This is a genomic window from Mesorhizobium sp. U510, assembly GCF_059180695.1.
Genome location: NZ_CP180532.1, coordinates 5,281,529 through 5,304,519, shown reverse-complemented (window position 1 = coordinate 5,304,519; position 22,991 = coordinate 5,281,529). Strand labels below are relative to the sequence as shown.

The 22,991-nt window shown below is 63.7% G+C and carries 23 protein-coding genes, 1 other RNA gene and 2 pseudogenes; 11 read left to right on the top strand and 15 right to left on the bottom strand.

The window, feature by feature from the left end:
- Positions 1-50: 50 nt before the first annotated feature.
- Positions 51-950, bottom strand: coding sequence for an EamA family transporter (locus tag ACLGL5_RS27525; RefSeq protein ID WP_069092470.1), 900 nt, complete (start codon positions 948-950; stop codon positions 51-53).
- Positions 951-1,039: 89 nt separating this feature from the next.
- Here ACLGL5_RS27525 and ACLGL5_RS27520 point away from each other — a divergent pair, with 89 nt between their 5' ends.
- Positions 1,040-1,519 (top strand): Lrp/AsnC family transcriptional regulator, encoded by a 480-nt coding sequence (locus tag ACLGL5_RS27520; RefSeq protein WP_069092469.1) that lies wholly within the window; start codon positions 1,040-1,042, stop codon positions 1,517-1,519.
- Positions 1,520-1,558: 39 nt separating this feature from the next.
- Here ACLGL5_RS27520 and ACLGL5_RS27515 read toward each other — a convergent pair whose 3' ends face one another.
- On the bottom strand, positions 1,559-1,756 hold the full coding sequence (locus ACLGL5_RS27515; protein ID WP_013894716.1) for a hypothetical protein: 198 nt from the start codon (positions 1,754-1,756) through the stop codon (positions 1,559-1,561).
- 246 nt (positions 1,757-2,002) lie between these two features.
- A complete protein-coding gene (locus ACLGL5_RS27510) occupies positions 2,003-2,482 on the bottom strand; it encodes a thioesterase family protein (RefSeq protein ID WP_069092468.1) in 480 nt (159 codons plus the stop codon).
- A gap of 102 nt (positions 2,483-2,584) precedes the next feature.
- Here ACLGL5_RS27510 and ACLGL5_RS27505 point away from each other — a divergent pair, with 102 nt between their 5' ends.
- Positions 2,585-4,015 (top strand): FAD-binding oxidoreductase, encoded by a 1,431-nt coding sequence (locus ACLGL5_RS27505; RefSeq protein WP_069092467.1) that lies wholly within the window; start codon positions 2,585-2,587, stop codon positions 4,013-4,015.
- Between the two features lie 34 nt (positions 4,016-4,049).
- Here the strand turns inward: ACLGL5_RS27505 and ACLGL5_RS27500 are convergent, their stop codons facing one another.
- On the bottom strand, positions 4,050-4,517 hold the full coding sequence (locus tag ACLGL5_RS27500) for an Imm26 family immunity protein (protein ID WP_167470414.1): 468 nt from the start codon (positions 4,515-4,517) through the stop codon (positions 4,050-4,052).
- Positions 4,518-4,696: 179 nt separating this feature from the next.
- Between ACLGL5_RS27500 and ACLGL5_RS27495 the strand changes: the two genes are divergently transcribed.
- On the top strand, positions 4,697-5,218 hold the full coding sequence (locus ACLGL5_RS27495; protein ID WP_019859041.1) for a hypothetical protein: 522 nt from the start codon (positions 4,697-4,699) through the stop codon (positions 5,216-5,218).
- A 30-nt stretch (positions 5,219-5,248) separates the two neighbouring features.
- On the opposite strand, the gene ACLGL5_RS27490 is transcribed toward ACLGL5_RS27495, so the two are convergent.
- Positions 5,249-6,235 (bottom strand): Dyp-type peroxidase, encoded by a 987-nt coding sequence (locus ACLGL5_RS27490; RefSeq protein WP_069092466.1) that lies wholly within the window; start codon positions 6,233-6,235, stop codon positions 5,249-5,251.
- Between the two features lie 133 nt (positions 6,236-6,368).
- Between ACLGL5_RS27490 and ACLGL5_RS27485 the strand changes: the two genes are divergently transcribed.
- Positions 6,369-10,367, top strand: coding sequence for an AsmA family protein (locus ACLGL5_RS27485; RefSeq protein ID WP_069092465.1), 3,999 nt, complete (start codon positions 6,369-6,371; stop codon positions 10,365-10,367).
- 74 nt (positions 10,368-10,441) lie between these two features.
- Here the strand turns inward: ACLGL5_RS27485 and ACLGL5_RS27480 are convergent, their stop codons facing one another.
- The 3 genes and pseudogenes from ACLGL5_RS27480 to ACLGL5_RS27470 all read right to left on the bottom strand — a co-directional run bounded on the left by ACLGL5_RS27480 (position 10,442) and on the right by ACLGL5_RS27470 (position 12,233).
- A complete protein-coding gene (locus ACLGL5_RS27480; RefSeq protein WP_069092464.1) occupies positions 10,442-11,329 on the bottom strand; it encodes a sigma-70 family RNA polymerase sigma factor in 888 nt (295 codons plus the stop codon).
- Between the two features lie 32 nt (positions 11,330-11,361).
- A pseudogene (locus tag ACLGL5_RS27475) lies at positions 11,362-11,662 on the bottom strand (hypothetical protein).
- A gap of 124 nt (positions 11,663-11,786) precedes the next feature.
- Positions 11,787-12,233: a MarR family winged helix-turn-helix transcriptional regulator gene (locus ACLGL5_RS27470; protein ID WP_171903300.1), complete on the bottom strand. Its 447-nt coding sequence runs from the start codon at positions 12,231-12,233 to the stop codon at positions 11,787-11,789.
- Positions 12,234-12,373: 140 nt separating this feature from the next.
- Between ACLGL5_RS27470 and ACLGL5_RS27465 the strand changes: the two genes are divergently transcribed.
- The gene (locus ACLGL5_RS27465; RefSeq protein ID WP_083246787.1) at positions 12,374-14,170 is read left to right on the top strand and encodes a chloride channel protein; all 1,797 of its coding nucleotides are present in this window, start codon (positions 12,374-12,376) and stop codon (positions 14,168-14,170) included.
- On the opposite strand, the gene ACLGL5_RS27460 is transcribed toward ACLGL5_RS27465, so the two are convergent.
- The 4 genes from ACLGL5_RS27460 to ACLGL5_RS27445 all read right to left on the bottom strand — a co-directional run bounded on the left by ACLGL5_RS27460 (position 14,167) and on the right by ACLGL5_RS27445 (position 15,988).
- Positions 14,167-14,394 carry a ribbon-helix-helix domain-containing protein gene (locus ACLGL5_RS27460; RefSeq protein ID WP_019859034.1) on the bottom strand — a complete coding sequence of 76 codons (228 nt, stop codon included), beginning with the start codon at positions 14,392-14,394 and terminating at the stop codon, positions 14,167-14,169. The genes ACLGL5_RS27465 and ACLGL5_RS27460 overlap by 4 nt on opposite strands.
- A 10-nt stretch (positions 14,395-14,404) precedes the next feature.
- Positions 14,405-14,599, bottom strand: coding sequence for a DUF4169 family protein (locus ACLGL5_RS27455; protein ID WP_069092462.1), 195 nt, complete (start codon positions 14,597-14,599; stop codon positions 14,405-14,407).
- A gap of 16 nt (positions 14,600-14,615) precedes the next feature.
- Entirely contained in the window at positions 14,616-15,152 is a 537-nt protein-coding gene (locus ACLGL5_RS27450) for an SspB family protein (RefSeq protein ID WP_019859031.1), read from the bottom strand.
- 146 nt (positions 15,153-15,298) lie between these two features.
- Complete coding sequence (locus tag ACLGL5_RS27445; RefSeq protein WP_019859030.1) at positions 15,299-15,988, bottom strand: TetR/AcrR family transcriptional regulator; 690 nt, start codon at positions 15,986-15,988, stop codon at positions 15,299-15,301.
- A gap of 187 nt (positions 15,989-16,175) precedes the next feature.
- Between ACLGL5_RS27445 and ACLGL5_RS27440 the strand changes: the two genes are divergently transcribed.
- Complete coding sequence (locus tag ACLGL5_RS27440; protein WP_069092461.1) at positions 16,176-17,381, top strand: multidrug effflux MFS transporter; 1,206 nt, start codon at positions 16,176-16,178, stop codon at positions 17,379-17,381.
- 45 nt (positions 17,382-17,426) lie between these two features.
- On the opposite strand, the pseudogene ACLGL5_RS27435 reads toward ACLGL5_RS27440, so the two are convergent.
- Positions 17,427-17,978: pseudogene (locus ACLGL5_RS27435) on the bottom strand (AAA family ATPase).
- Between the two features lie 111 nt (positions 17,979-18,089).
- Positions 18,090-18,450: a transfer-messenger RNA gene (gene ssrA, locus ACLGL5_RS27430) on the bottom strand.
- Positions 18,451-18,619: 169 nt separating this feature from the next.
- On the opposite strand from ssrA, the gene ACLGL5_RS27425 reads away from it, so the two are divergent.
- Together ACLGL5_RS27425 and ACLGL5_RS27420 are read left to right on the top strand one after the other, a co-directional pair.
- Entirely contained in the window at positions 18,620-18,931 is a 312-nt protein-coding gene (locus ACLGL5_RS27425) for a DUF2853 family protein (RefSeq protein WP_064983857.1), read from the top strand.
- A gap of 181 nt (positions 18,932-19,112) precedes the next feature.
- Entirely contained in the window at positions 19,113-19,907 is a 795-nt protein-coding gene (locus tag ACLGL5_RS27420; RefSeq protein WP_019859027.1) for a thymidylate synthase, read from the top strand.
- A gap of 12 nt (positions 19,908-19,919) precedes the next feature.
- Here the strand turns inward: ACLGL5_RS27420 and ACLGL5_RS27415 are convergent, their stop codons facing one another.
- On the bottom strand, positions 19,920-20,129 hold the full coding sequence (locus tag ACLGL5_RS27415; protein ID WP_019859026.1) for a TOBE domain-containing protein: 210 nt from the start codon (positions 20,127-20,129) through the stop codon (positions 19,920-19,922).
- Positions 20,130-20,338: 209 nt separating this feature from the next.
- Here ACLGL5_RS27415 and modA point away from each other — a divergent pair, with 209 nt between their 5' ends.
- The 3 genes from modA to modC are packed head-to-tail and all read left to right on the top strand — an operon-like array spanning position 20,339 to position 22,967.
- Entirely contained in the window at positions 20,339-21,133 is a 795-nt protein-coding gene (modA, locus tag ACLGL5_RS27410) for a molybdate ABC transporter substrate-binding protein (protein ID WP_069092460.1), read from the top strand.
- Between the two features lie 20 nt (positions 21,134-21,153).
- On the top strand, positions 21,154-21,858 hold the full coding sequence (gene modB / locus ACLGL5_RS27405; RefSeq protein ID WP_038647670.1) for a molybdate ABC transporter permease subunit: 705 nt from the start codon (positions 21,154-21,156) through the stop codon (positions 21,856-21,858).
- On the top strand, positions 21,855-22,967 hold the full coding sequence (modC, locus tag ACLGL5_RS27400) for a molybdenum ABC transporter ATP-binding protein (protein WP_019859023.1): 1,113 nt from the start codon (positions 21,855-21,857) through the stop codon (positions 22,965-22,967). Before modB ends, modC begins: the two co-directional genes overlap by 4 nt.
- The last annotated feature ends 24 nt before the right edge of the window (positions 22,968-22,991 follow it).

The window sequence follows — 22,991 nt, the reverse complement described above, 5'->3', positions numbered from 1 at the left end:
CCGACTCGGCACTTGTGCAAGCAATTGACGATAAACGGTTTTCCCGGTGTCTAGTCGCTGGATGGAGGCTTGTGGAAGGCAACGCCGGCGACGACTAGTGCGATCCCCAGGCAATCGCCGAGGCTTGGAATCTGGCGCAGCACGATGACGCCGATCAGCGTCGCGGTGACCGGCAACAGAGACAGCATCAGCGCGAAACTCGAGCGCGGCAATCGCGACATGGCAAGCTGGTCGCAGATATAAGGAATGACCGAGGAGCAGATGCCGACGCCGATTGCAGCGATGAGCAGTGGCGGCGAGAAGAAAGCCGGCAGCGCGTCGCTGAAGCCGATCGGCAGCACGACGATGAAGGCCACCGCCATGGCGGCACCGAGGCCCGCAATGCCGTCGACGGCGCCGGAACGGGCGACACGGTGGCCGAGCACGATGTAGCCAACGAAGAGCGCGCCGTTGAGGAAAGCCCAGAACAGGCCGACGGGATCGCTGGACCATTTGACGTCGATCAACAGCAAGGTGCCGGTGACGGCCACCGCAAGGGCAACCAGGTTGCGGGCGCTCCTGAGGCCGATCAGCGCGACGCCGATGGTGCCGACGAATTCGATTGCCGCAACCAGCGAGATCGGCAAGCGGTCGAGGGCCAGGTAGAACGAGCAGTTCATCACCGCCAGGCAAGCGCCGAAGGCCAGCAACAGCACGCGTGTCGGCGGGTCGGCGCGGGCGAAGCTTCGCCAGGGGCGCGTCAGCGGCGCGAAGATCAGCGCCGCGGTGGCGATGCGCAGCCAAGCCATGCCGAGCACGCCGACATGCGAGAAAAGCAGCACGGCGAAGGCCGGGCCGAGATAGTGGAAGACGGCGCTGACGCCGAACCAGACATGCGGCGGCAGCCTTGTCGCCAGGCCGTCGAAGGCGGGAGCAGGGCGGGAAACGGGGGCTTGCGTCTGATGGTCCATCGGATCAGTATCGCAGGCAGTTTTTCCACTTTATATGGCGAACGGCCGACCACTCTCGCAATACTATTTCCAAAGGCAAGGACTTATCCGTGAAACGCCTTCGAACTGAAAATATCGATCTCGACGCGGCCGACATGAAGATCCTGCGCCTGCTGGAAAAGGATGCGCGCGCCAGTACGGCGGAGTTGGCGCGTTCGGTCGGCCTGTCGGCGCCGAGTGTCGCCGAGCGCATCAAGCGGCTGCAGGAAAACGGCGTGATCGAGGCCTATTGCGTCAAGATCAACCCCGCCGCGCTGGGCCTGAAGCTGTCGGCATGGCTGCGTATCCGGCCGGTGCCGGGGCAATTGTCCGTGGTGGCCGAGATCATCCGCGAAACGCCGGAGATCGCGCAATGCGACCGCGTGACCGGCGAGGATTGCTTCATCGCGCTCGCGCATGTCGGCTCGGTGGCCGAACTCGAACGGGTGATCGACCGGATCATTCCCTATGCGATGACGAACACGGCCATCATCCAGTCGTCACCGGTGGTGGCGCGCTCGCCGCTGGCGGCGGTGAAGCGGTCGCCGTGAACTGCGTGATTTGATGTTTTCGCGAGCCGTTTCGCCAGGCTATGCGTGGCCGCGCTTCAGGCGGGCGCGCTTCAAAATGCTGCGCCAGCGGATCATGTCGAACGGGATCGGCTCGTTGTTGTTGGCGATGTGGAATATCTCGTTGTCGACGTTCTTGAGCGAACGCCAGAAATCATAGTCGGTGATGCGCGGATCAGCGGCCAGCCTGTCCACCTCGACCTTGATGTCGGTTTTCATGCACGTCCCTCGAACCGGCTTCGCCCCGCCGTCCGTAAAACAACCCAGTGCGGACGTTTTCGACCGCTCTGCTGAGTCGTTCAACGGCTCAATTGGCTTGTTCCCGTTAAAACCTCGGTAAGGTTAATGCGGGTGCCGGGCGGCTTCAAGCACGGGGTGCCAGCCGATTTGAGGGTTCGGTGATTTTGGCTCGCCGGTGTGGCTTTGAGGTCCCGTCACTCTGTTCGGAGCGGTGTCGGCCTCGCCCTATTTGCGTTTGATGCCGATCGAGCGCCCTGCACGCTCCGGCATCGGCAGCACCGAATGGGCGGCGCGCATGGCTTCGACCTTGGCCATCACATCGGCGGGGAAGGGCGCGACCTTCGGCCCCGACATGTCGACATGCAGCGACAGCGTCTCGGAGGTGGCGGCGAGCCAGCCGTCGACATGGCGGATTTCCTGGTAGGCCCGCAGCCGCTTCTCGTCATGGTCGATGAGCTGGAAGGACACCTGGACCTTGTGGTCCAGATGCAGTTCCTGGACGTAGCAGACATGGACCTCGGCGGTGTAGATGGTGAGGCGGCGCTGTTTCACATAGTCCAGCCCCATGCCCATCGCCTCGAAGGCTTCGTCCGAGCAGCGGTCGAACAGCACGTTGTAATAGGCCATGTTGAGATGGCCATTGTAATCGATCCAGTCCTTCTCGATGTCCATGGGCTTGGAGACGAACGGGGCGGGGATGGACATCGAGACTTCCTTGTTCTGGCGCTGGACAAATTGTGGCTACGGAGACTACGCATCCATAGCTGCATAACAAGCGTGGACGCTGGTCCATTCGCGGAGGAATTCATGGCTCTGAGCGACCTCAATCCGGTCGAACGCAACGAGGAAGGCATCGCCGCGGTGCTTGGCATCCTCAAGCAACAGCTGGGCGAGCGCTTTCAGACCGGCCAGGCTATCCGCTCCCAGCATGCGCATACCACCACCTATATCCCGACACAGGCGCCCGATGGCGTGGCTTTCCCGGAGACGACGGCAGAAGTGCAGGAGATCGTCCGCGCCTGCGCCGCGCACCGCGTGCCGGTAATCGCCTTTGGCGTCGGCTCTTCTTTGGAAGGCCACACCAATGCGCCCGGCGGTGGCATCTCAGTCGACACCTCGCGCATGAACCGCATTCTTTCCGTCAATCCGCAGGATCTCGATTGCACGGTCGAGCCCGGCGTGACGCGCGAGGATCTGAACCGGCATCTGCGCGACACCGGCCTGTTCTTTCCGATCGATCCTGGCGCCAATGCCTCGCTCGGCGGCATGGCGGCGACGCGGGCGTCCGGCACCAACGCGGTGCGCTACGGCACGATGCGCGAGAACGTGCTGTCGCTGACCGCCGTCATGGCCGATGGCGAGACGGTGACGACCGGCAAGCGGGCAAAAAAGAGCTCGGCCGGCTACGATCTGACGCGGCTGCTGGTCGGCTCGGAAGGTACGCTCGGCATCATCACCTCGCTGACATTGAAGCTGCAAGGCATTCCGCAGGCGATCTCCGGCGGCGTCTGTCCGTTTCCGAGTGTCGAGGCGGCCTGCAACGCCGTCATCGCCACGATCCAGATGGGCATCCCGGTGGCGCGCATCGAGCTGGTCAACGCGCTGCAGATGCGGGCGATGAAGAATTATTCCAAGCTCGATTATCCCGAGAGCCCGTGCCTGTTCGTCGAGTTCCACGGCAGCGATGCCGGCGTGGCCGAACAGGCCGAAACCTTCGGCATGATCGCCGAGGAAAATGGCGGCGGGCCGTTCCTGTGGACCAGCGTCGCCGAGGAACGCACCAAACTGTGGAAGGCCCGGCATGACGCCTACTGGGCCTCGCTGACACTGCGGCCTGGCGCCAAGGGCCTGTCGACCGATGTCTGCGTGCCGATCTCGCGCTTTGCCGAATGCGTCACCGAGACCGAGGCCGACATCGCCGAAATGGGCTTGATCGCGCCGATCGTCGGCCATGCCGGCGACGGCAATTTCCACGTGCTGGTGCTGATGGATGTGAACGACCCCAATGAAATCGCGCTGTCGGAGAAATTCGTCGCGCGGCTCAACCTGCGGGCGATCGCCATGGACGGCACCTGCACCGGCGAGCACGGCATCGGCCAGGGCAAGATCGGCTTCATGCGCAGCGAACTCGGTCACGGCGTCGATATCATGCGTTCCATCAAGCAGGCGCTCGACCCGCAAAACATCATGAATCCCGGCAAGATATTGCCGGCTGTGGGGTGGATCGGTCGAGGTTAGAAAATTGGCAGGTGCGCAAGCCAACTACCCGCATTTACGGTCTGTCCGCCAGTAGCTCGCTCAAACTGATTTCGACAAACTCCGCACCCATCAGTCCATCTTCAGCGAGGCCTGTTGGGATCACAGGTCTCCGTTCTCTGGTTCCCAGGACGATATCGTCGTCTGAATATCGGACGATCGTGTCTGGCAAGATGTGTAGCGCGTCGTGATGGATGAATTCTGGGATAGGCCAATCGGCCCGGTTCCAGCCGCCCATCTCTCCAAAGATCTCCCACTTGCCGTCTATGAGATGTAGATCGCCAAATCGCCCGACGAGAACAGCTTCACTCGGCAGAAGATCGCTCGCGGCTATATCCGCCGAAAACATTTTCGGCCCGAAAAAGTAGCCCAGAAGTATTCGTCCTCGCGGGGCCATTCTCGCCACCACTCCGCTCGCAAAGCTTCCATCGGGCAGGGGAATCCGAAAGACCGAGCCCTCGCGATATGGCAGCCGTTTCGCCAATTTCGATCTCCCAGTCATTTGATCGCTACGGAGTTAGTCCACTGTCGTGGATCGCCAGCAGACAATTTTTCGGCTGAGGCCGCAACCAATAGCTCGTCTTGACCGCGCCACCATTCGGGTCGAGGCTCCTTCCGCGGCAAGCCTGACAAGTCAGGCGTTGCCAACGGAGGAGAACTGTCATGGCCATTTCACGCAAGGAAGAAGCCCGCGCGCTGAGCGCCGACGAAAAGGAACTGGTGGAGAAATCACACCATCCGGCGGTGCAGGAGCTTTCCGATGCCGACCTTTCCGGCTTGGTCAAGCTGCTGCGCGAGCGGCGCGACAAGGCGCAGACCGAAGCACACCGCCGCCGGCGTGAAATACGCGGCAAGGGCGCGCCGAAACGGGCTGCCGCCTCAAAGGCCGATAGTGGTTCGCAGGTGAAACTGGCGGTGCTGGCCATGGCGATGCGGCGGCTGAATGGCGAGGCCGAACGGCGACGCCAGCTGGCGGCTCGCATTTCGCTGGTCGGGAATGCACGCAAGGCGCTGGCCATGAAGCAAAGTGCGCCGGCGGACGGTCCCGCACACAATTCACGCACGGCTCACAAGGGCATGCGGGCCGTGACCAACGAGCGGGCGCCGAAGCTGGTCCGGCCGGCCGAACTCGGCCGGCAGCGCAAGGCCGGCAAGGTGGCGCAAGCCAAGCGCGACGCACGCTGATCCCAGCGACAAGGGCTGTCCGCAGCCGCTCTACCGTGCTGCGGGAAGCTGCTGCTGCGCGCCCTCGACAAGGGCCTGCAGCATTGGGCGGGTTGGCGCGAAGAATATAGTGCCGGTCTGCGGTGTCGAGACATCGAGCAGGCGGTCGTAGGCGCCCGGCGGGTCGCCGACATACATGCGCTGCAGCATCTTTTCGGTGACCCAGAGATACCTGGAATAGCCGATGAAATAGGTGCCGAACTCATTCTGCCCGGGCCGGCCGAACGGCATGTTGTCGCGCAATATGTCGTATTCGTTGCCGTCGGCATCCTCGATGGTGGCCAGCGACTTGTGCGATTTGCGCGGCGCGTCGTCATCATCGATTTCGATGTTGTCGATCTTGGTGCGGCCGATGATAGCCTCCTGCTCGGGCGTTGGAATGCGCGCCCAGGCCTGCATGTCGTGCAGATATTTCTGGACGACGACATAGGAGCCGCCGGCAAAGTCGCCATCCTCGTCGCCGACCAGCGCCGAGGCCGGCAGGTCGAGGCCGGTCGGGTTAGCGGTGCCGTCGATGAAGCCGAGCAGGTCGCGGGCGTCGAAATAGCGAAAGCCCGTCACTTCGTCGACGACGGTCACATCAGGGCCAAGCCGGTCGAGCAGGATACGCTCGAACTCGAAGCACATGTCTGATCGTTCGGCCCGGATGTGGAAGAGAAGGTCGCCCGGCGTCGATGGCGCCGAATGGACCGCGCCTTTGATCGGCGCGAACGGTTTCAGTTCCAGTGGCCGCCGGCCGGGGCTGAGGCGATCCCAGAGGTCGCGGCCGATGCCGGCAATGCACGACAGGCGGCCGCCAAGGTCGCGAAAGCCGACAGTCTTGACCAGATCATCAAGCTCGCCGAGCACGGAACAAACCTTGGCAAGGGCCGGTTGTTCGCCGGCGACGGTGACGACAAGAAAAATCGCCGATTGCGAAAGCGGCGCATCGACGCTCTGCGCGTCGATCGGCACGCGGTCCCAGTTCTTGCCTGACATCTGAAAAATCTCCGCTTTTGCCGGATTTGTTTCAGATCGACCGGGATGACGCAATACTGGATGAATTGCCTCTTTATCGACACGCGGATGCGGGTAGAGTGCGGCTGAATTTCAATCAACCTGTTCGGAGCTGATGCTCGCACGCCTGTTCGTGATCTTCGGTGGCCTGTTCGTGCTGGTGCTGTGCGCGGCGCTGGTGGTTCCGTACTTTGTCGACTGGACCGGCTACCGCGCCCAGTTCGAGCGCGAGGCAAGCGCCATTCTTGGCCGCAAGGTGACCGTGCAGGGCGACGCCACGGCAAGGCTGTTGCCGTTCCCGTCGGTGACCTTCTCAAACGTTGCCGTTGCCGGTGGCCCCAATGGCCAGCCGGCCATGACCGTCGAGACGTTTTCGATGGATGCGGAACTGGCGCCCTTCCTGCGCGGCGAGGTGCTGATCTTCGACATGCGGCTGGTGCATCCGAAGGCGACCATCGATATTGCCAATGACGGCACCGTCGACTGGGCGATGCGGCCGTCCTCGCCCTTCGACCTCAACCAGATCTCGATCGAGAAGCTGACGGTGACGGAAGGGCAGATCGAACTGCGCCATGCCGCCGGCGGACGCAGCCATATCTTCTCCGAGATCAATTCGACCATTTCGGCCAAGTCGCTGGCCGGCCCGTGGCGCATGGACGGCACGTTGCGGCTCGACGGATTGCGCACCACGGTCGCGGCGTCGACCGGCAAGGCCGAAGGCAACGGCCAGATGCGGCTGCGGCTGAAGGCCGATCCCGACGCCTATCCGCTGGTGATCGAAACCGACGGTAATGCCGGCATCGTCAAGGGTGCCGCTGTCTATTCCGGCCAGTTCAAGATCTCCGGCGCCGATAAGAATTCAGCCCAATTGCGCGGCACCGATGGCGAGACGGTGAAGGTCAGCGCCGGCAAGCCCGATCCGGGCTTTCGGTTGAACGGCAAGTTCTCGCTCGACCACCAGAAGCTTGGCGTCGACGAGTTCCGTTTCGAGACGGGACCGCTGGACAATCCCTACACGGCCGATGGCAAGGCTTCTGTCGATCTCGGCCAGAAGCCGAATTTCGCCATCGAGGCCAATGGCGCGCAGGTGCAGTTCGACGAGGCCGTGGGCGCAGAGGCCGGCGCCGGCCTGACGCTCGACCAGCGCATTGCCGGGCTCGAGCAGGCGCTGATCGCTCTGCCGAAGCCGACCATCCCCGGCACCGTCGAGGTCAAGCTGCCGGCCGTGGTGGCCGGCGACACCACGGTGCGTGACGTGCATCTGTCCGCCGAGCCGGCCGAGGGCGGCTGGTCGGTGAAATCGCTGGCCGCGACCTTGCCTGGACGCACCACGCTGGAAGCCGATGGCATGCTCAGCGTCGAGGGCCATTTCGGCTTCACCGGCTCGCTGCTGCTGGCCGTGGCGCAACCATCCGGTTTTGCCGCCTGGCTGTCGAAAGATGTCGACGAGGCGATCCGCCGTCTGCCCGCCGCAGGCTTCAAGGCCAAGGTCGACCTGACCGAAAAGCGCCAGGCCTTCAGCGATCTCGAACTGATCCTGGGCAAAGCGAAATTCTCCGGCCGTATCGATTCCAGCCAGCCTGACGAAGCCAGGCCATCGGTGCTGATGCGGCTCGAAGGCGGTGAACTCGATGTCGATGGGCTGGCGGCCTTCGCCTCGATCTTCGTCAGCGACAAGGGCGCCAACCGCTTTGCCGACCGCGATCTCGATTTCCAGATCAAGGCCGGGCCGGTCAGCGCCGGCGGGTTGACCGCCGACACGGTCGATACCGCGCTCAGGCTGCGTGACGGCTTGCTTGAAGTCGATCGGCTGTCGGTCGGCGGACTGGCCGGCGCCTCGATCAGCGCCACGGGCCGGATCAAGGATTTCCCGGCGAGCCCGACCGGCAAGCTCGACGCATCGGTTGTCGCTGTGGACCTCAAGCCGCTGATCGACGTCGCCGCGCAGCATTATCCGGACAATGCGGTGCTGAAGGGGCTGGCGAGCCGCGCTGCCGCCTATCCCGACCTGTTCCAAGATGCACGCGTCGACCTTGTGGCGAGTGCCGCCGACAATGGCGATGGCACGACCGGCCTGGCGGTGAGTGGGCAGGGCAAGGCCGGCGGCTCGGCCTTTTCGGCCTCGCTGTCGGGGAAGGGCGCGCCGGACAAGCTTCTCGAGGCGCCGGTGACACTGACCTTCAACGCCAAAAACCCCGACGCCACCGCGCTGCTCGCGCTTTACGGCCTGCCGGCGCTGCCGCTCGGCATGCTGGGCGAGGCAACGACCGACATTCAGGCCAAAGGCACATTGGGCGGCGGGCTGGCGACGACTTTCAGCCTTGCCGGCAATGACTTCAAGGCCAGCTTCGAGGGGACCGTTACCGACACGCCGCAAGGGCCTGCCGCCAAGGGCAAGATCAATCTCGATGCGGCGGACATCGAACCGTGGCTGATGACGTCGGGCATCGGCCTGCCGGGCATGGGGGCGGGCATGTCGACGTCGCTTTCGGCGCAGGGCGATTACGGCAACGGCCTGCTGGTGCTGGACAATGTCAGCGGCGCGATCAACGAGGCGGCGGTGTCCGGCGACGTCAACATCGACACCAAGGACGGCGTGCTGCATCTGGCGGGCGCGCTGGCACTCGACGAGCTCGATCTCGATCCGATGGCCGTGGCGCTGTTCGGCGATTCCGCTTTCCTTGTTGACAAAGACGGCGCCGACAAAAATGCGGCTGACAAGAGCGCGAGCGACAAGAGCGGCTCCTGGCCGGCAGCACCCTTCAGCCAGAAGTCCAGCCTGCCGTTTACCGCCGCACTCGACCTGACGACGGCGGCGCTTGCCGCCGGACCGTTCGCCACCGCCTATGACGCCGCTTTTTCGCTGAGGCTCGACCAGGAAGGCATCCGCGTTTCGGACCTGAAGGCGAAATTTCTTGGCGGAGCGCTGACCGGCCTGTTCGAATTGAAGAACAATGAGGGCACCGGGCTTTTCACTGGCCAGATGAAGCTGGCTGGCGCCGATCTGGCGAACGTGCTGCCGGATACCGGTATCGGCGGCGTCGGCGATTTCTCGACAACGCTGTCGACCAGCGGCAAGTCGGTCGAAGCGATGATCGCCGCCCTGTCGGGGTCCGGCACGGCGACGCTCAAGGGGTTGCAGGTGGCGGGCGTCAATCCCGACGCGTTCAACGCTTTGCTGGCCAAGGCGGACGCGATCGGGCGCGACATCGACGCGGCCAAGACAGCGGGCTTTGCGCCCGATATCGCTGCCGATGGCAATTTCCCCGCCGGGAATTCCGATATCGCCTTCACGATTGCCGGCGGCACGCTGAGGGTACCGCCGATCAGCCTCGAAAACCCGGCGGCGACCTTGTCCGCCGATGTCACGGCCGATCTCAACACCAGCACGGTTTCCGCCAAGGGCGCCATTACCTATCGGCCCGGCGAGGAGGCGCTGGTCGGTTCCGAGCCGGTCGTCAATTTCACCGCCGAGGGGCCGTTCGGCGCCGTCAAGCGGCAGTTCGACAGCGAGCCTTTGGCGCAGTTCCTGACCCAGCGCGCGCTGGAGAAGGAGCAGCAGCGCGTCGAGGCGATGCAGGCGGCGTTGCTGGAGAAGCAGCGCCTGCGGCGCGAAGTCCGCTATTACGCGGCACTGCAGGACGCGCGCGACAAGGCCGCCGAGGAACTGCGCCAGCAGGAAGAGGCGGCGCGGCTGAAAGCGGAGGCCGACGCCAAGGCGAAAGCGGAGGCCGAGGCCCAGGCGCAGGCCGAAGCGGAGGCCAAGGCGAAGGCCGACGCAGAGGCGAAGGCCCAAGCGGACGCTGATGCCAAGGCCAAGGCCGAAGCGGATGTAAAGGCAAAGGCGGATGCCGACGCCAAGGCCGCGGCCAAGCAGCAGGCCGCCGACGAAGCGGCCAAGGCGCAGGCCGAGCAGGAGCGCCAGAAGGCGGAAGAGGCGATGCGCATCGCCTCGCAGGAAAAGGCCAGGCTGGAAGCCGAACGCAAGGCCGCCGAACAGGCGCCCAAGGTCGAGCCGGCGCCGTTGCCGGAAGCCAACGACAGCCCGCCGCCGCCAGCCAAGCCGAAGTCCAATCCGTTCACGATCGACAATTTGTTGAAGTCGTTGCAGTAGCAGTAGGGCAGTAGGGCAGTAGGGCAGTAGGGCAGTAGGGCAGTAGGGCGAGGCCTTCCCGTCCCAAAATCGTTTCAAAGAACGAGCATCTCAGCGCCGTCGGCGACGTAGCGGGCGTGGCGGAAATCGCGGATGGCGGCGAGCCTTCCGTCCTGCCAGGCCAGCAGGATGAAATAGGTGGTCCGGGCCGTCGGGTCGTTGGGGTCGCGGACGAGGATTGCCGGCCTGTTTTCGACGAAGCCGGGCACGAGATGCCAATCGCGCACCCGGGAATAGTTGCCGAAATAGGTGCCGACTTCCTTGCGGCCGTTGAGCCGTGTCTTGGCTACCAGTTCGAGCCGCACCTCTTCTGCCAGCATGTCGCGCACCGCGTCGAAATCACGGGCATTGAAGCGATCGATGTAGGCGTTGAGCAACTGACGTTCCGCGGCGCCCAGTCTCGGGAGAGGGCGGTCGTCGGGCTCGTGCGCAATCTGGCGCAGGCGGTCGCGGCCGCGATGCAGCGCGGCCTTGACCGCGGGGATGCTGGTATCGAGCGTGGCGCAGATCTCCTGCAGGGAATAGCCCAGAACGTCCATCATGATGACGCTGCTTCGCTGCGTGACGGGAAGGCGCATGAAAGTATGCAGCCCCGCGGAAGCGGCCTGGCGATCGATGGTGGGATTCGCCGGGTCGACGATCATGTCCAAATCCTCGTCGGAATAGGCCTTTTCGCGGGCGCGGCGGCGCAGGAAATCGAGCGCCGCATTGTGGGCGATGCGAAACAGCCAGCCTTCCGGGTTGGCGATCGGGCCGGCACCGGGCAAGGCCTCGATCGCCTTGGCCAGCGTCTCCTGCAACACATCCTCGCCATCGAAGACCGAGCCGGTCATGCGGGCACAGTAGCGGTGCAGCTTGGGGCGCAATTCCCCAAACAGGCGCTCGAAGAGCCCATGCTGCCCGCCAGGAATGGGAATGTTCATGAGCCCCCGTTCTGCGACCTCGTCTTCCTCGATCACGCATCCAGCATCCGGTAGCTGCCTACCACGGTCATCTCGTCGCGTTGCGGAGGTTCGCTGCAGCGATCCCTGAAGCCGCTTTGAAAAGCCTCGAATGTGGCCAGGCCGGTGATGCTAACAGAATGCGCATTGCGTTTCGACCAGATGGATGAATGTCCCATTGGCGGCGCGCAACGTCATGTAGCGGACGCCGTCCGGCGATTTGTCGCGCAATTCCTGGAAAACGGCCTGGATCAGCCGCTCGTTCTCATCGGCTCGTTCGGGCTTCATCTTGTAGCGTATCAGGTGGCGTTTCATCGCAGGTCTTCCTCTCGATTGCCTTGCGCCCTTTGGGCCTCTCATCGCCTAGACGATGCCGGGAAGCCAAAAGATGCGGGCGCCCGAAAAATAAAGGTGCCATCCAGCGCAGGATGCCGAAGCGTCACTCGCGGCCCTGATCGAGCAAGCGCCTCAGCATGGGCTCGATGCGCGAAAGCTCATCGAGATGCGCCGCTGACAGTTCGGCCAGGCAATCGTCGGCGCGTTCGGTCAGCCGCAGCAGCACGCGGCGATGGTCGTCCTTGTCCTGGTCCCGCACGACCAGTCCGGCGTCGCTCAGGCGATTGATCAGCTCGACGGCGCTGTGATGGCGGATGCGCAGGCGCTCCGCCAGATCGCCGACCGTCACCGGTCCGCCGCCCGGATAGCCCTTGATCGCCAGCAAGGCCTGATGCTGGCGCGGCGTCAGGCCGGCGTCTTCCGCCTGCAGCTGACTGAATTCGAGGAAGCGGCGGATCAGATAGCGAAACTCGGACAGCCGCTGGTAGTCGGCCAGTTCGATGGCGGGGCGAGATTTTCCGGGCTGCGTCATTCCAGACATTTGTTCCATTCCGGCCAAAGGCTCAAACGGTTTTGATGCAAAACCAGCTTGAATTTATATCGTGTTACGATACATAGCGAGCCGACAAGCCGGCCGGCGTCTTCGCCGTGCCGCATATTCGAGATCCGGCCGCCGCCAGAAAGCTCGCCATGAAGCCCTCCGAAAACAGCCATCTCAGGGATTTCACCACCGACGCGCGGGTATTGACCATCGCGACCATCGCCGTGGTGGTCGCCACGGCGGGGCTGTTCGCCGGTATCGTGCTTTTGAAACTGATCCGGCTTGCCACCAACGTTGCCTATTTCGGCCAGTTCACGTTCGCCGAGCTGAAATTGCAGGATACGCCGCTTGGGCTTGCCGCGGTGGTGGTGCCGGTCATCGGCGCCCTGATCATCGGCCTGATGGCTAGATATGGCAGCGAGAAGATCCGTGGCCATGGCATTCCCGAAGCGATCGAGGCGATCCTGCTCGGGCGCTCGAAGCTCGATGCCAAAGTGGCGATCCTGAAGCCGTTGTCGTCGGCGATCTCGATCGGCTCCGGCGGGCCGTTCGGCGCCGAGGGCCCGATCATCATGACCGGCGGCGCGATCGGCTCGCTGATCGCGCAGATGCTGCCGGTCACCGACAACGAACGCAAGACGCTGCTGGTGGCAGGCGCGGCAGCGGGCATGACCACCGTGTTCGGGACGCCGATCGCGGCCATCATGCTGGCGGTGGAACTGCTGCTGTTCGAATGGACGCCGCGCTCCTTCATCCCCGTGGCGGTTGCGGCGATCATTGCCGAGGTCGAGCGTACCGCGCTGCATCTGCCTCAGCCGATCTTTCCGTTTCAAGGCAGCATGGCGATCTCGTTCGTGGGGCTTGGCGGCTGGGTTCTGGTCGGCATCTGCGCCGGCCTCTTGTCGGGGCTGCTCACCCAGATGGTCTATGCCTGCGAGGACGCCTTCCAGAAACTGCCCATCCACTGGATGTGGTGGCCGATGATCGGCGGCCTGGTGGTCGGCATCGGCGGGCTGATCGAGCCGCGGGCGCTCGGCGTTGGTTACGACAACATCGCCGACATGCTGGATGGTCGAACGGTCGCAGCCGCGGCACTGCTGCTGTTGGCGGTCAAGGCCATCATCTGGTCGGTGGCGCTCGGTTCGGGAACATCAGGGGGCGTGCTGGCGCCGCTGTTGATCATGGGTGGCGCAATGGGGGCGGTGCTCGCCGGCATCCTGCCCGCGGCGGATCCCGGCTTCTGGGCGCTGCTTGCAATGTCGGCGACCATGGGCGGCACGATGCGGGCACCGCTGACGGCGACGTTCTTCGCCGTGGAACTGACCGGCAACACGCATGTGCTGGTGCCGCTGATCGCGGCTTGTGCCGCGGCGCATGCCGTCACCGTGCTCCTGATGAAGCGGTCGATCCTGACCGAAAAGATAGCCAGGCGAGGGCACCACCTCGTGCGCGAATACCGCGTCGACCCGTTCGCGCTGACCAGGGTGCGCGAGGTGATGACGGCGCAGGTCGAGAGCGTGCCGGCGACGATGACGCTGCATGGCGCCGCCGCCTTCCTGACCGCGCCGGAAACCCGGCATCCGAGCTTCCCGGTGATCGACGAGAACAGGCGGGTGCTCGGTCTCATCGATCCGCCGGCTATCCTGCGCTGGCGCCGTGCCGGCAAGCACAGGACGACGACGCTCGGCGACCTGCTTGCTGGAAGCAAGGTGACGCTCGCTTTTCCCGAGGAGTATCTCGAAGGCCTCTCCGACAAGCTGTTGATGGCCAATGTCTCGCATCTGCCAGTCGTGACCCGCGAAAGCCTGCAACTGGTCGGCTATGTCGGCTGGAAGGATCTGATGCGCGTGCGGTCGAGAAAACAGGCCGAGGAACGCGACCGTTCGACCTTGCTTGGCTTCGGTTCCAGGCGCGGGAAAAAGGCGGACGCGGTCGAGGGCGTCTAGTCCAAGCTGGCTCCGCGCTTCGCCCATTCCAGCACATGCAGCCGCAGCGCCGAGGACAGGTTGGTCTCGCGGGGCCGTGTCTCATCGACTTCGGCGACAAGCGCGGCCAGCGTCAGCTTTCTCGCCGCCGCGATGGCGACGAGGTCGTCATAGAAGGGCTTTTCGAGGGAATAGCTGGTGCGATGGCCGCGAATGGTCACCGAGCGCTTTTCGACTACGCTCACGGCCGAATACTCACTGCTCATCTTTGCCGGACGGGTCGAGGCGATGGCCGGCGACAAATTTTTCGGCCTTGTCGGCATTCAACCGGTCGCGTTGCTTGTCCGCCTTGGAACGGCCATGCAGGGCCCGGTTCTGTTCGGCGACGCGCGTTTTCTCGTCCCGCGCCTTCTGCTTGCGAGCCTGGCGGAGATTGACGATGTCGGCCATGGCGCGGACCGCGAACCTATTTCTTGCGGAAGGCGTCGAGCGAAACCACTTCGGCGCCCTTGGCGCCGGCCTCGGTCGCGGCGGGCTTCTTCTCCGGCTCGGCGGCAGCCTTTTTCTCGGCCTTCGGCTTCTTCTCGGAAACGATGGTCAGCGTCTCGGGCGCCGGCTGGGCCGGTTCCTCTTCAGGCTGCGCATCGGTCTTGACGTCGAACTCGAGCTCGAAATTCACCGAGGGATCATAGAAGCCACGCACGGCCGAGAACGGGATTTCAAGTTTCTCCGGCACGTCCGAGAAGGACAGGCCAACCTCGAAGCCGGTGTCGGTCACCTTGAGGTCCCAGTACTGGAACTGGATGACGATGGTCATCTGCTCGGGATAGCGCTCGCGCAGGCGCGACGAGACGCGCACGCCGGGCGCGCCGGTCAGGAAGGTGATGAAGAAATGATGGTTGCCGGGGAGGCCGGTGCGTGCGACCTCGGCCAGGACCTTGCGCATGACGCCGCGCAACGCCTCCTGGGCCAGAATGTCGTAGCGGATGTGGTCGTCGGCCATGTGGTGGTCGGGTTCCGTTGAATCGTCCGCATAGCTGTAATCAAGCTTGAGCGCGGCGTAAACCTGATATAGCCCACCGTCGCGTCGAAGCGAGGACTATTGCCAACGATTTGATCGGCAAGTCGGCTTACCGGCAATCGCAAATGTTATGCGTTGGCCAGCGCAGTGTGCTTTTTGACGCTGCCGGGGGAAGGGCGCTTGCCGAAAGCGCGCAGGAAGGTGCGCACGCCATTCGTCGCCGATCGCACCACTTCGTCCTCGCGCGGCGTGCCGCCGAGCATGAAGGTGGTCTGCAGTTCGGCATTGACTAGGCCGAAGAACTGGCGCGCCGCGACGTCGGGGTCGTCGATCGTCAGGTAACCGCCATAGGCGAGGCGGGCGAAGCGGGCGGCGATTGCCGGCAATGTCGTGCCCGGACCCTGTTCGCGCCATTCGGCAAACAGTTCGGGGTAGCGTTCGCCTTCGGTCTGGATCAACTTGCGCAGGAATTTTCCGTCGCGATTGCAGATGCAGTTCTGATTCAGGCGCACGGCAAAGCCGATCAAATCCGCTTCGAGATCGCCGGGCTGGTCAGGAAAGGTGGCAATGGTGGCGAAGATGCCGACATTGCAGCGATCGGTGAGGTCGCGCACCACGGCCATGAAGAGCTTTTCCTTGTCGCCATGGTGGTTGTAGACGGTCTGGCGCGAGACGCCGGCCTCTGCGGCGATCAGGTCGATATTGGCGCCGGCGAAGCCTTCGCGGCAGAACACGCCAGCGGCGGCGTCGATGATCGACAGGCGTTTGGCCTCATGGCCGCGTGGCGGGAAAGTGTCAGGAGAAACGCTCGCTCTCATGAAAATATATATAGAGGTGATTGACGATTTAGACAAGACTGTCTAAATTTGTGGACATGCGATAAAGAGATTTCGCGCCGGGAGACGACAAGATTCGCTGCTGGAGTGTCGGAACCTCACGGGATGGAACGTCCTAGGTCAGACGTCGCTTGGCGGCGGCAACCAGATTTCGAAAGAAGCCAATATCATGAGTCCCAAATTCCTCCGCATCGCGGTCGTGCTCGGCCTGTTGTCCGCCATCGGCCCCTTCGCGATCGACATGTATCTTCCCGCTTTGCCGTCGATCGGCGCGGATCTGCATGCCGGCACCGCCGCCGTGCAGATGAGCCTGCTGATCTTCTTCCTGTCGATGGGCTTCGGCCAGATCGTCGTCGGGCCGATCTCCGACATGGTCGGCCGCAAGCTGCCGCTCTATGGCGGTCTTGCGCTGTTCATGGTCGGCGGCATCGGTTCGGCCATGGCGCCGACCATCGAATGGCTGATCGCCTTCCGCTTCCTGCAGGGCCTCGGCGCCAGCGCCGGCATGGCCGTGCCGCGCGCCATCGTGCGCGACCTGCATACGGGCAATGAGGCGGCCAAGCTGATGTCCTTGCTGATGCTGGTGTTTTCGGTGTCGCCGATCCTGGCGCCGCTGACCGGCAGCCAGATCATCGAGAATTTCGGCTGGCGCGCCGTGTTCTGGACAGTGACCGGGGCGGCGGCCCTTGCCACCATCCTGCTCGCGACCTCGCTCAAGGAAACGCGGCCGGCGGCAGAGCGCGTCGGTTCCTCCTTCGGCACCGCGCTTGCCGGCTACCGCTTCCTGATGGGTGACCGCAACTTCCTTGGCCTGGTGGCGATCGCCGGCTTTGGCATTGCGAGCTTCTTCGTCTATCTGTCGAGTTCGTCCTTCATCCTGATCGACCATTACGGGCTGTCGCCTTCGATCTACAGCGTGTTCTTCTCGATCAATGCGGTGGCCTTTATCGGCATGTCGCAGCTGACGGGCCTGCTGGCCGAGCGTTTCGGACTGCGGCGCGTGGTGCGTGTCGCGGTGACCGGCTACGCCTCGACGATGGTGGTGCTGCTCGCGATCATGGCCACGGGCGTCGATCGGCTCGACGTGATGGCAGCCCTGCTGTTCGTCGGCTACGGCTTCCTTGGCCTGGTCATTCCGACCACCTCGGTGCTGGCCATGGAAGAGCACGGCGAGATCGCCGGCACGGCCTCGGCGCTGATGGGCACGCTGCACTTCGCCATCGGCGCGCTCGCCATGGGCGTCGCCGGCGTATTCTTCGACGGCACGCCGCTGCCAATGGTCGCCGGCATCACGTTGTGCGCGGTAATTTCCTTCACGCTGGCCAAGGTCACGCTCGGCCGTTCGCGCGAGGCGGTCGAAGCGCCGGCGGAATAGGCACTGCTCGCAAGCGCATGAAAAGGCCGGGTTTTCCCGGCCTTTTCATTTCAGCCCTGCCTCGGCCAATACGAAACGCAACCGTGCCTCGACCGGAACCAGGGGCAGCGCAACAAGTTCGTAACCCAGCTCCGTATAGACGCCGGCCATCGCATGGTAGGTGCGCTCGGCCTCGTCTGAAGTCTGCTTGCGTTCTTCGTCCTGCGCAAAAATGTCCGGCTAGGGCGGAGCGACGAACACGCGCGGATTGTAGCGCAAGCGCTTGGCGGCGGCACTGACGTGTTCTGCCACGGGCAGGCCGCTCAGCCTGAGATAGCCGAGCGTGTCCGGCACGCCGCGATCGAAGAAAACCGGTCCCTTCTGCTCGATCGCGTCCCGATATGAGCGCATCTCCCACGACAGCATGAGTTCGGCGAACAGCGCGCGGTCGCTCCAGGGCAGGGCGGTTCCGCCTATCGAGGACTGGTCGCGGATGATGCCGCGTCCGGCTTCAACGGAAGTCGCAAAGCCCGCCCGACGCAGGGCTGCGATCAAAGTGGTCTTGCCGGAGCCCGGACCACCGGTCAGCACGAAGAATCGATCGGAATCGTTTTGCATTTTTGCCCATGGAGAAAAAGACACGCGAGCGGCGGCTTCGCGGCCCGAGGCCGTGCGAAGTCCGGACGGCAAAAGCGGCCGTTGCGCATGACGTGGATCGAGAGAGGGAGAAGTGGAGGTTTCTGTTGCCAGGTACCTCCGAACCCCGCCTAGAAGTGCGAACCCCTAGGGCTTGATTTGAAGCTATCGCACTGCATTAAGCAGCGAGACGTGCTTCCGCATAGTTGTCGTTGGCAACTATAAGTTTAGCCCGATGACGGTGGTACAATGCCGGGCAAAAGTACGATCTTTACACCTTCGTCGATCCTATTTCGCCCCCAGCAAAAACCGCTCTGTCGTCAACAGCGGCTTTTGGTGGAGGCGCCGGGTACCGCCCCCGGGTCCGAACGGCTTATTTCATCGCCCATTTATCGCCATAGTCGGTCAAGCCGACAAATAGAATATAGGGGGCGTTCGCCGGAAATGAAAGGCCGCAATGAGGCTTTGTCCCTGTGTCAAATTGCGACGGCAAGGGTTGACTTGGGCGCGGTCACAACGGAAGCTTTGCGAGCGGTGAGGAGTAACCGACCTAGCGCACGGATTGCGAAGCGCGCCACAGCCCTCATCGATCGGATCCGTGGCGCCGACGAGGGGAATTTTTGATGGCCGACTATCTTGCGGATGTGAAGAAGTACGACGCGGGCGCCAGTGCCGACGCGGTCGAAAAGATCGTCAAGCATCTGGGCATTGCGCTGAGGAACCGCGATTCCTCGCTGGTGTCCTGCACAGACCCGAAGGAGCTCGAGCGCGTCAAGGAGAGCTGGGTGGCCAAGAAGCTCGGCGTCAGCGATGGGGCGAAAGCCGACGCGTCGATCGAGAAGACCTGCAAGGCGATGCACGCCGACAACACCAAGAGCCGCGTGACCTTCTATTATCTGGTGGCCAAGGATCTGGGCAAACTCGGCTCGCTCTGAGAGGTCTGACAATTTCTGTTCTGGCGACCGATCGGCACGGTTTTATGCGCTTTCGGTCCGCCAGCGCGGGTTCTGAAGAGCGCTCCGCTTCATGTCCGGGTGGGGAAAGAATCTCAGACAGGCGTGGCGCCGGCGCGCACATGCGCTATGATTGGTGAAATCTCGAATCGAGCTGGAACCGATGCGCCAATATCTCGACCTCTTGCGGCATGTGCTGGACAACGGCGCCGATCGCGGCGACCGCACCGGCACCGGCACGCGCTCCGTCTTCGGCTACCAGATGCGTTTCGACCTGGCGCGCGGCTTTCCGGTCACCACGACCAAGAAGCTGCACCTGAAGTCGATCATCCATGAGCTCCTGTGGTTCCTGGCCGGCGACACCAACATCAAATACCTGACCGACCACGGCGTCACGATCTGGGACGAATGGGCGGACGAGAATGGCGACCTTGGCCCCGTTTACGGCAGGCAGTGGCGTTCCTGGCCGGACGGCCATGGCGGCTCGATCGACCAGATCGCGGGCCTTCTCAAGGAGATACGCCGCAATCCTCAATCGCGCCGGCTGATCGTTTCGGCCTGGAACCCGGCCGAGGTGGAGGCGATGGCGCTGCCGCCCTGCCACTGCCTGTTCCAGTTCTACGTGTCCGAAGGCCGGCTGTCCTGCCAGCTCTACCAGCGTTCGGCCGATATCTTCCTCGGCGTGCCGTTCAACATCGCGTCCTACGCGCTGCTGACGCTGATGGTGGCGCAGGTGACCGGGCTGAAGCCGGGCGATTTCGTCCACACGCTGGGCGATGCGCATCTCTATTCGAACCACTTTGAACAGGCGCGCGAGCAATTGCAGCGCACGCCGAGGGCGCTGCCGACGATGTGGATCAATCCGGAGGTGAAGGACCTGTTCGCCTTCCGCTTCGAGGATTTCCGGCTGGAAAACTATGTCGCCGATGCCTCGATCAAGGCGCCCATCGCCGTTTGAGCCGCAGACGGCTCAGTCGATGCCGACCATTACGTCCGAGGCCTTGACCACGGCATAGGCCTGCTTGCCCTTTTCGAGCTTGAGGTCGGCGACGGCCTCGTTGGTGATCGAGGCGGTGACGATGGCGCCGCTGCCGATGTCGATCCTGACATGCGACGTGGTGGCTCCCTTGACGATCTCGGTGATCGTTCCCTTGAGCACGTTGCGGGCGCTGATCTTCATTGGGCTCTCCGTTGCTTTCATGCAGGCCGTTCTCGCAAAACCGAGGTCACTTTTGGGCGACATGCATTGGGTTTCCTGCTCGTCTTACCAGAACGATCGGTGGGGCATAGGCGTTTTCGCGAGCCGCCGGGCCTTCCCTTGTTATATTCATGCGGATATATCGATCGGCAGGCTTCGCGCCGCACGGATTTCAAAGCAGGGAGTTTTCGATGACGCGCAAGGGTTTCGGGTTGAAGGCGATCGCCATTGGCGGTCTTGCGGCGACGTTGATGGCAGCGATGCCGGCCGCACATGCGCAAGACAAGGTCGTGGTTTTCGCGGCGGCCAGCCTCAAGGACGCGCTCGACGCGGTCAACAAGGCTTGCGAGGCCGATGTCGGCGAGGCCGCGACTGTTTCCTATGCGGCAAGCTCGGCACTGGCCAAGCAAATCGAAGGCGGAGCGCCGGCCGACGTCTTCATCTCGGCCGATCTCGACTGGATGAAATATCTTTCCGACAAGAAGCTGACCAAGCCCGATACCGAGGTGAAGCTGCTCGGCAACGAGATCGTGCTGGTAGCGCCAAAGGATTCGACGGTCGAGACGAAGATCGAGAAGGGTTTCGACCTCGCCAAGCTGGTCGGCGACGGCAAGCTCGCCATGGGCGACTTCAAGGCGGTGCCGGCCGGCAAGTACGGCAAGGCGGCACTGGAATCGCTCGGCGTCTGGTCCTCGGTCGAAAGCAAGGTGGCGCAGGCCGAGAACGTGCGTGCGGCGCTCAAGCTGGTTTCGACAGGGGAGGCCGCTCTCGGCATCGTCTATGCCACCGACGCGCATGCCGACAAGGGCGTCAAGGTGGTCGGCACCTTCCCGGAGGATTCGCATCCGCCGATCATCTATCCGGTTGCCCAGACCGCCGATTCGAAGGACAAGGATACGACGGCTTTCCTGAAATGCCTGCAGTCCGCCAAGGCCGGCGCGCTCTTCAAGGAACAGGGTTTTACCGTGCTCACGCCGAGCAACTGAACAGGGCCTGATAGCGCAATATGACCTGGCTGCTGGACCTCACTCCCGACGAATGGAATGCGGTCCGGCTGTCCATCAAGGTGGCGACCGTGGCGATGCTCGCCAGCCTGCCGCCGGGCATAGCCATCGCGCTGCTGCTTGCCCGCGGACAATTCTGGGGCAAGACGCTGCTCAACGGCGTGGTTCACCTGCCGCTAATCCTGCCGCCTGTCGTGACCGGCTACCTCCTGCTTTTGACCTTCGGCAAGCGCGGCCCGGCCGGGGCTTTCCTGGCCGAGCATTTCGGCATCGTCTTCTCGTTTCGCTGGACGGGTGCGGCACTGGCCTGCGGCGTCATGGGCTTTCCCCTGATGGTGCGGGCAATCCGGCTGTCGATCGAAGCGGTGGACCGCAAGATGGAGGCGGCGGCGGGCACGCTTGGCGCCAATCCTTTGTGGGTGTTCGCCACCATCACTCTACCGCTGATCCTGCCCGGGCTGATCGCGGGCGCCATCCTGGCCTTCGCCAAGGCGATGGGCGAGTTCGGCGCCACCATCACCTTCGTCTCCAACATCCCCAACGAAACGCAGACGCTGCCCTCGGCGATCTACACTTTCACGCAGGTGCCGGGTGGCGATGAGGGAGCATTGCGGCTGACATTGATCTCGGTCGTCATCTCGATGGCGGCTTTGGTCGCCTCGGAAGTGCTGGCGCGACGGGTTGGGCGGCGGATGGACATCGAATGAGCGTCCGCGTCGACATCGGCCACCGGCTCGGCGATTTCGCCATCGAGGCGCGCTTCGAGAGCGCCGGGCGGCTCACCGCGCTGTTCGGGCCATCCGGCTCGGGCAAGACCACGCTCATCAACATGATCGCCGGGCTGATCCGACCCGACAAGGGCCGCATCGAGGTGGAGGGCCGTGCGCTGGTCGACACCGATGCCGGCATTTTCGTGCCGAAGCACAGGCGCCGCATCGGCATGGTGTTCCAGGACGCACGCCTGTTTCCCCATATGAGCGTGGCCAGCAATCTGCGCTACGGCCGCTGGTTCACGCCGGCCAAGGAGCGCTACGCCGACATGGATGCCGTCGTCGACCTGCTCGGCATCGGCCCGCTGCTGAACAGGCGCCCGGTGAAGCTCTCGGGCGGCGAGAAGCAGCGCGTGGCGATCGGCCGGGCGCTGCTCGCCAGCCCCAGATTGTTGCTCATGGACGAGCCGCTGGCCTCGCTCGACGAGGCGCGCAAGGCCGAGATCCTGCCCTATATCGAACGGCTGCGCGATGAGACGAAGATTCCGATCGTCTATGTCAGCCATTCGGTCGCCGAGGTGGCGCGGCTGGCGAGCGACGTGGTGATGCTGGCGCAAGGCAAGGTCGTTGCCGGTGGCCCGACCGAAGTGGTGATGCAAAGGCTCGACCTGCTGCCGACGGAAGAGCGCGGCGAGGGCGGTGCGGTGCTGGACACCAAGGTTCTGCGCCACGACGAGACTTTCGGCATGACCGTGCTCGTCTCGGCCGCCGGAGAGATCCGCGTGCCGCGCCTGGCGATGAAAACCGGGGCTCCCGTGCGTGTCCGCATCCGTGCCCGTGATGTGATGATCGCTGCGGAGAAGCCGACAGGCCTCAGCGCGCTCAACATCCTGCCCGGCACGATCGTTGCGATCCGCCCGGGCGAAGGGCCGGCGGTCGAGGTCGACATCGATTGCAATGGCGCAACCGTGCTCGCCCGCATCACCGAACAGTCGCGGCAGGCGCTGGAACTGCGGCTCGGCGGCAAGGTTTTCGCCGTGGTCAAGACAGTGAGTTTCGACCGGGCCAACACCGGCGCCGGCCTGCCGCTCGAGGTCGATGGCTGACAGAAGCGGCGATCGCCGCTATAT

What these genes read in the sequence shown, in the direction of transcription:
- ACLGL5_RS27525 (WP_069092470.1), bottom strand. Translation starts at nt 950, where the DNA reads ATGGACCATCAGACGCAAGCCCCCGTTTCCCGCCCTGCTCCCGCCTTC.
- ACLGL5_RS27515 (WP_013894716.1), bottom strand. Translation starts at nt 1,756, where the DNA reads ATGAAAACCGACATCAAGGTCGAGGTGGACAGGCTGGCCGCTGATCCG.
- ACLGL5_RS27510 (WP_069092468.1), bottom strand. Translation starts at nt 2,482, where the DNA reads ATGTCCATCCCCGCCCCGTTCGTCTCCAAGCCCATGGACATCGAGAAG.
- ACLGL5_RS27505 (WP_069092467.1), top strand. Translation starts at nt 2,585, where the DNA reads ATGGCTCTGAGCGACCTCAATCCGGTCGAACGCAACGAGGAAGGCATC.
- ACLGL5_RS27495 (WP_019859041.1), top strand. Translation starts at nt 4,697, where the DNA reads ATGGCCATTTCACGCAAGGAAGAAGCCCGCGCGCTGAGCGCCGACGAA.
- ACLGL5_RS27490 (WP_069092466.1), bottom strand. Translation starts at nt 6,235, where the DNA reads ATGTCAGGCAAGAACTGGGACCGCGTGCCGATCGACGCGCAGAGCGTC.
- ACLGL5_RS27485 (WP_069092465.1), top strand. Translation starts at nt 6,369, where the DNA reads ATGCTCGCACGCCTGTTCGTGATCTTCGGTGGCCTGTTCGTGCTGGTG.
- ACLGL5_RS27480 (WP_069092464.1), bottom strand. Translation starts at nt 11,329, where the DNA reads ATGAACATTCCCATTCCTGGCGGGCAGCATGGGCTCTTCGAGCGCCTG.
- ACLGL5_RS27470 (WP_171903300.1), bottom strand. Translation starts at nt 12,233, where the DNA reads ATGGAACAAATGTCTGGAATGACGCAGCCCGGAAAATCTCGCCCCGCC.
- ACLGL5_RS27465 (WP_083246787.1), top strand. Translation starts at nt 12,374, where the DNA reads ATGAAGCCCTCCGAAAACAGCCATCTCAGGGATTTCACCACCGACGCG.
- ACLGL5_RS27455 (WP_069092462.1), bottom strand. Translation starts at nt 14,599, where the DNA reads ATGGCCGACATCGTCAATCTCCGCCAGGCTCGCAAGCAGAAGGCGCGG.
- ACLGL5_RS27450 (WP_019859031.1), bottom strand. Translation starts at nt 15,152, where the DNA reads ATGGCCGACGACCACATCCGCTACGACATTCTGGCCCAGGAGGCGTTG.
- ACLGL5_RS27445 (WP_019859030.1), bottom strand. Translation starts at nt 15,988, where the DNA reads ATGAGAGCGAGCGTTTCTCCTGACACTTTCCCGCCACGCGGCCATGAG.
- ACLGL5_RS27440 (WP_069092461.1), top strand. Translation starts at nt 16,176, where the DNA reads ATGAGTCCCAAATTCCTCCGCATCGCGGTCGTGCTCGGCCTGTTGTCC.
- ACLGL5_RS27425 (WP_064983857.1), top strand. Translation starts at nt 18,620, where the DNA reads ATGGCCGACTATCTTGCGGATGTGAAGAAGTACGACGCGGGCGCCAGT.
- ACLGL5_RS27420 (WP_019859027.1), top strand. Translation starts at nt 19,113, where the DNA reads ATGCGCCAATATCTCGACCTCTTGCGGCATGTGCTGGACAACGGCGCC.
- ACLGL5_RS27415 (WP_019859026.1), bottom strand. Translation starts at nt 20,129, where the DNA reads ATGAAGATCAGCGCCCGCAACGTGCTCAAGGGAACGATCACCGAGATC.
- modA (WP_069092460.1), top strand. Translation starts at nt 20,339, where the DNA reads ATGACGCGCAAGGGTTTCGGGTTGAAGGCGATCGCCATTGGCGGTCTT.
- modB (WP_038647670.1), top strand. Translation starts at nt 21,154, where the DNA reads ATGACCTGGCTGCTGGACCTCACTCCCGACGAATGGAATGCGGTCCGG.
- modC (WP_019859023.1), top strand. Translation starts at nt 21,855, where the DNA reads ATGAGCGTCCGCGTCGACATCGGCCACCGGCTCGGCGATTTCGCCATC.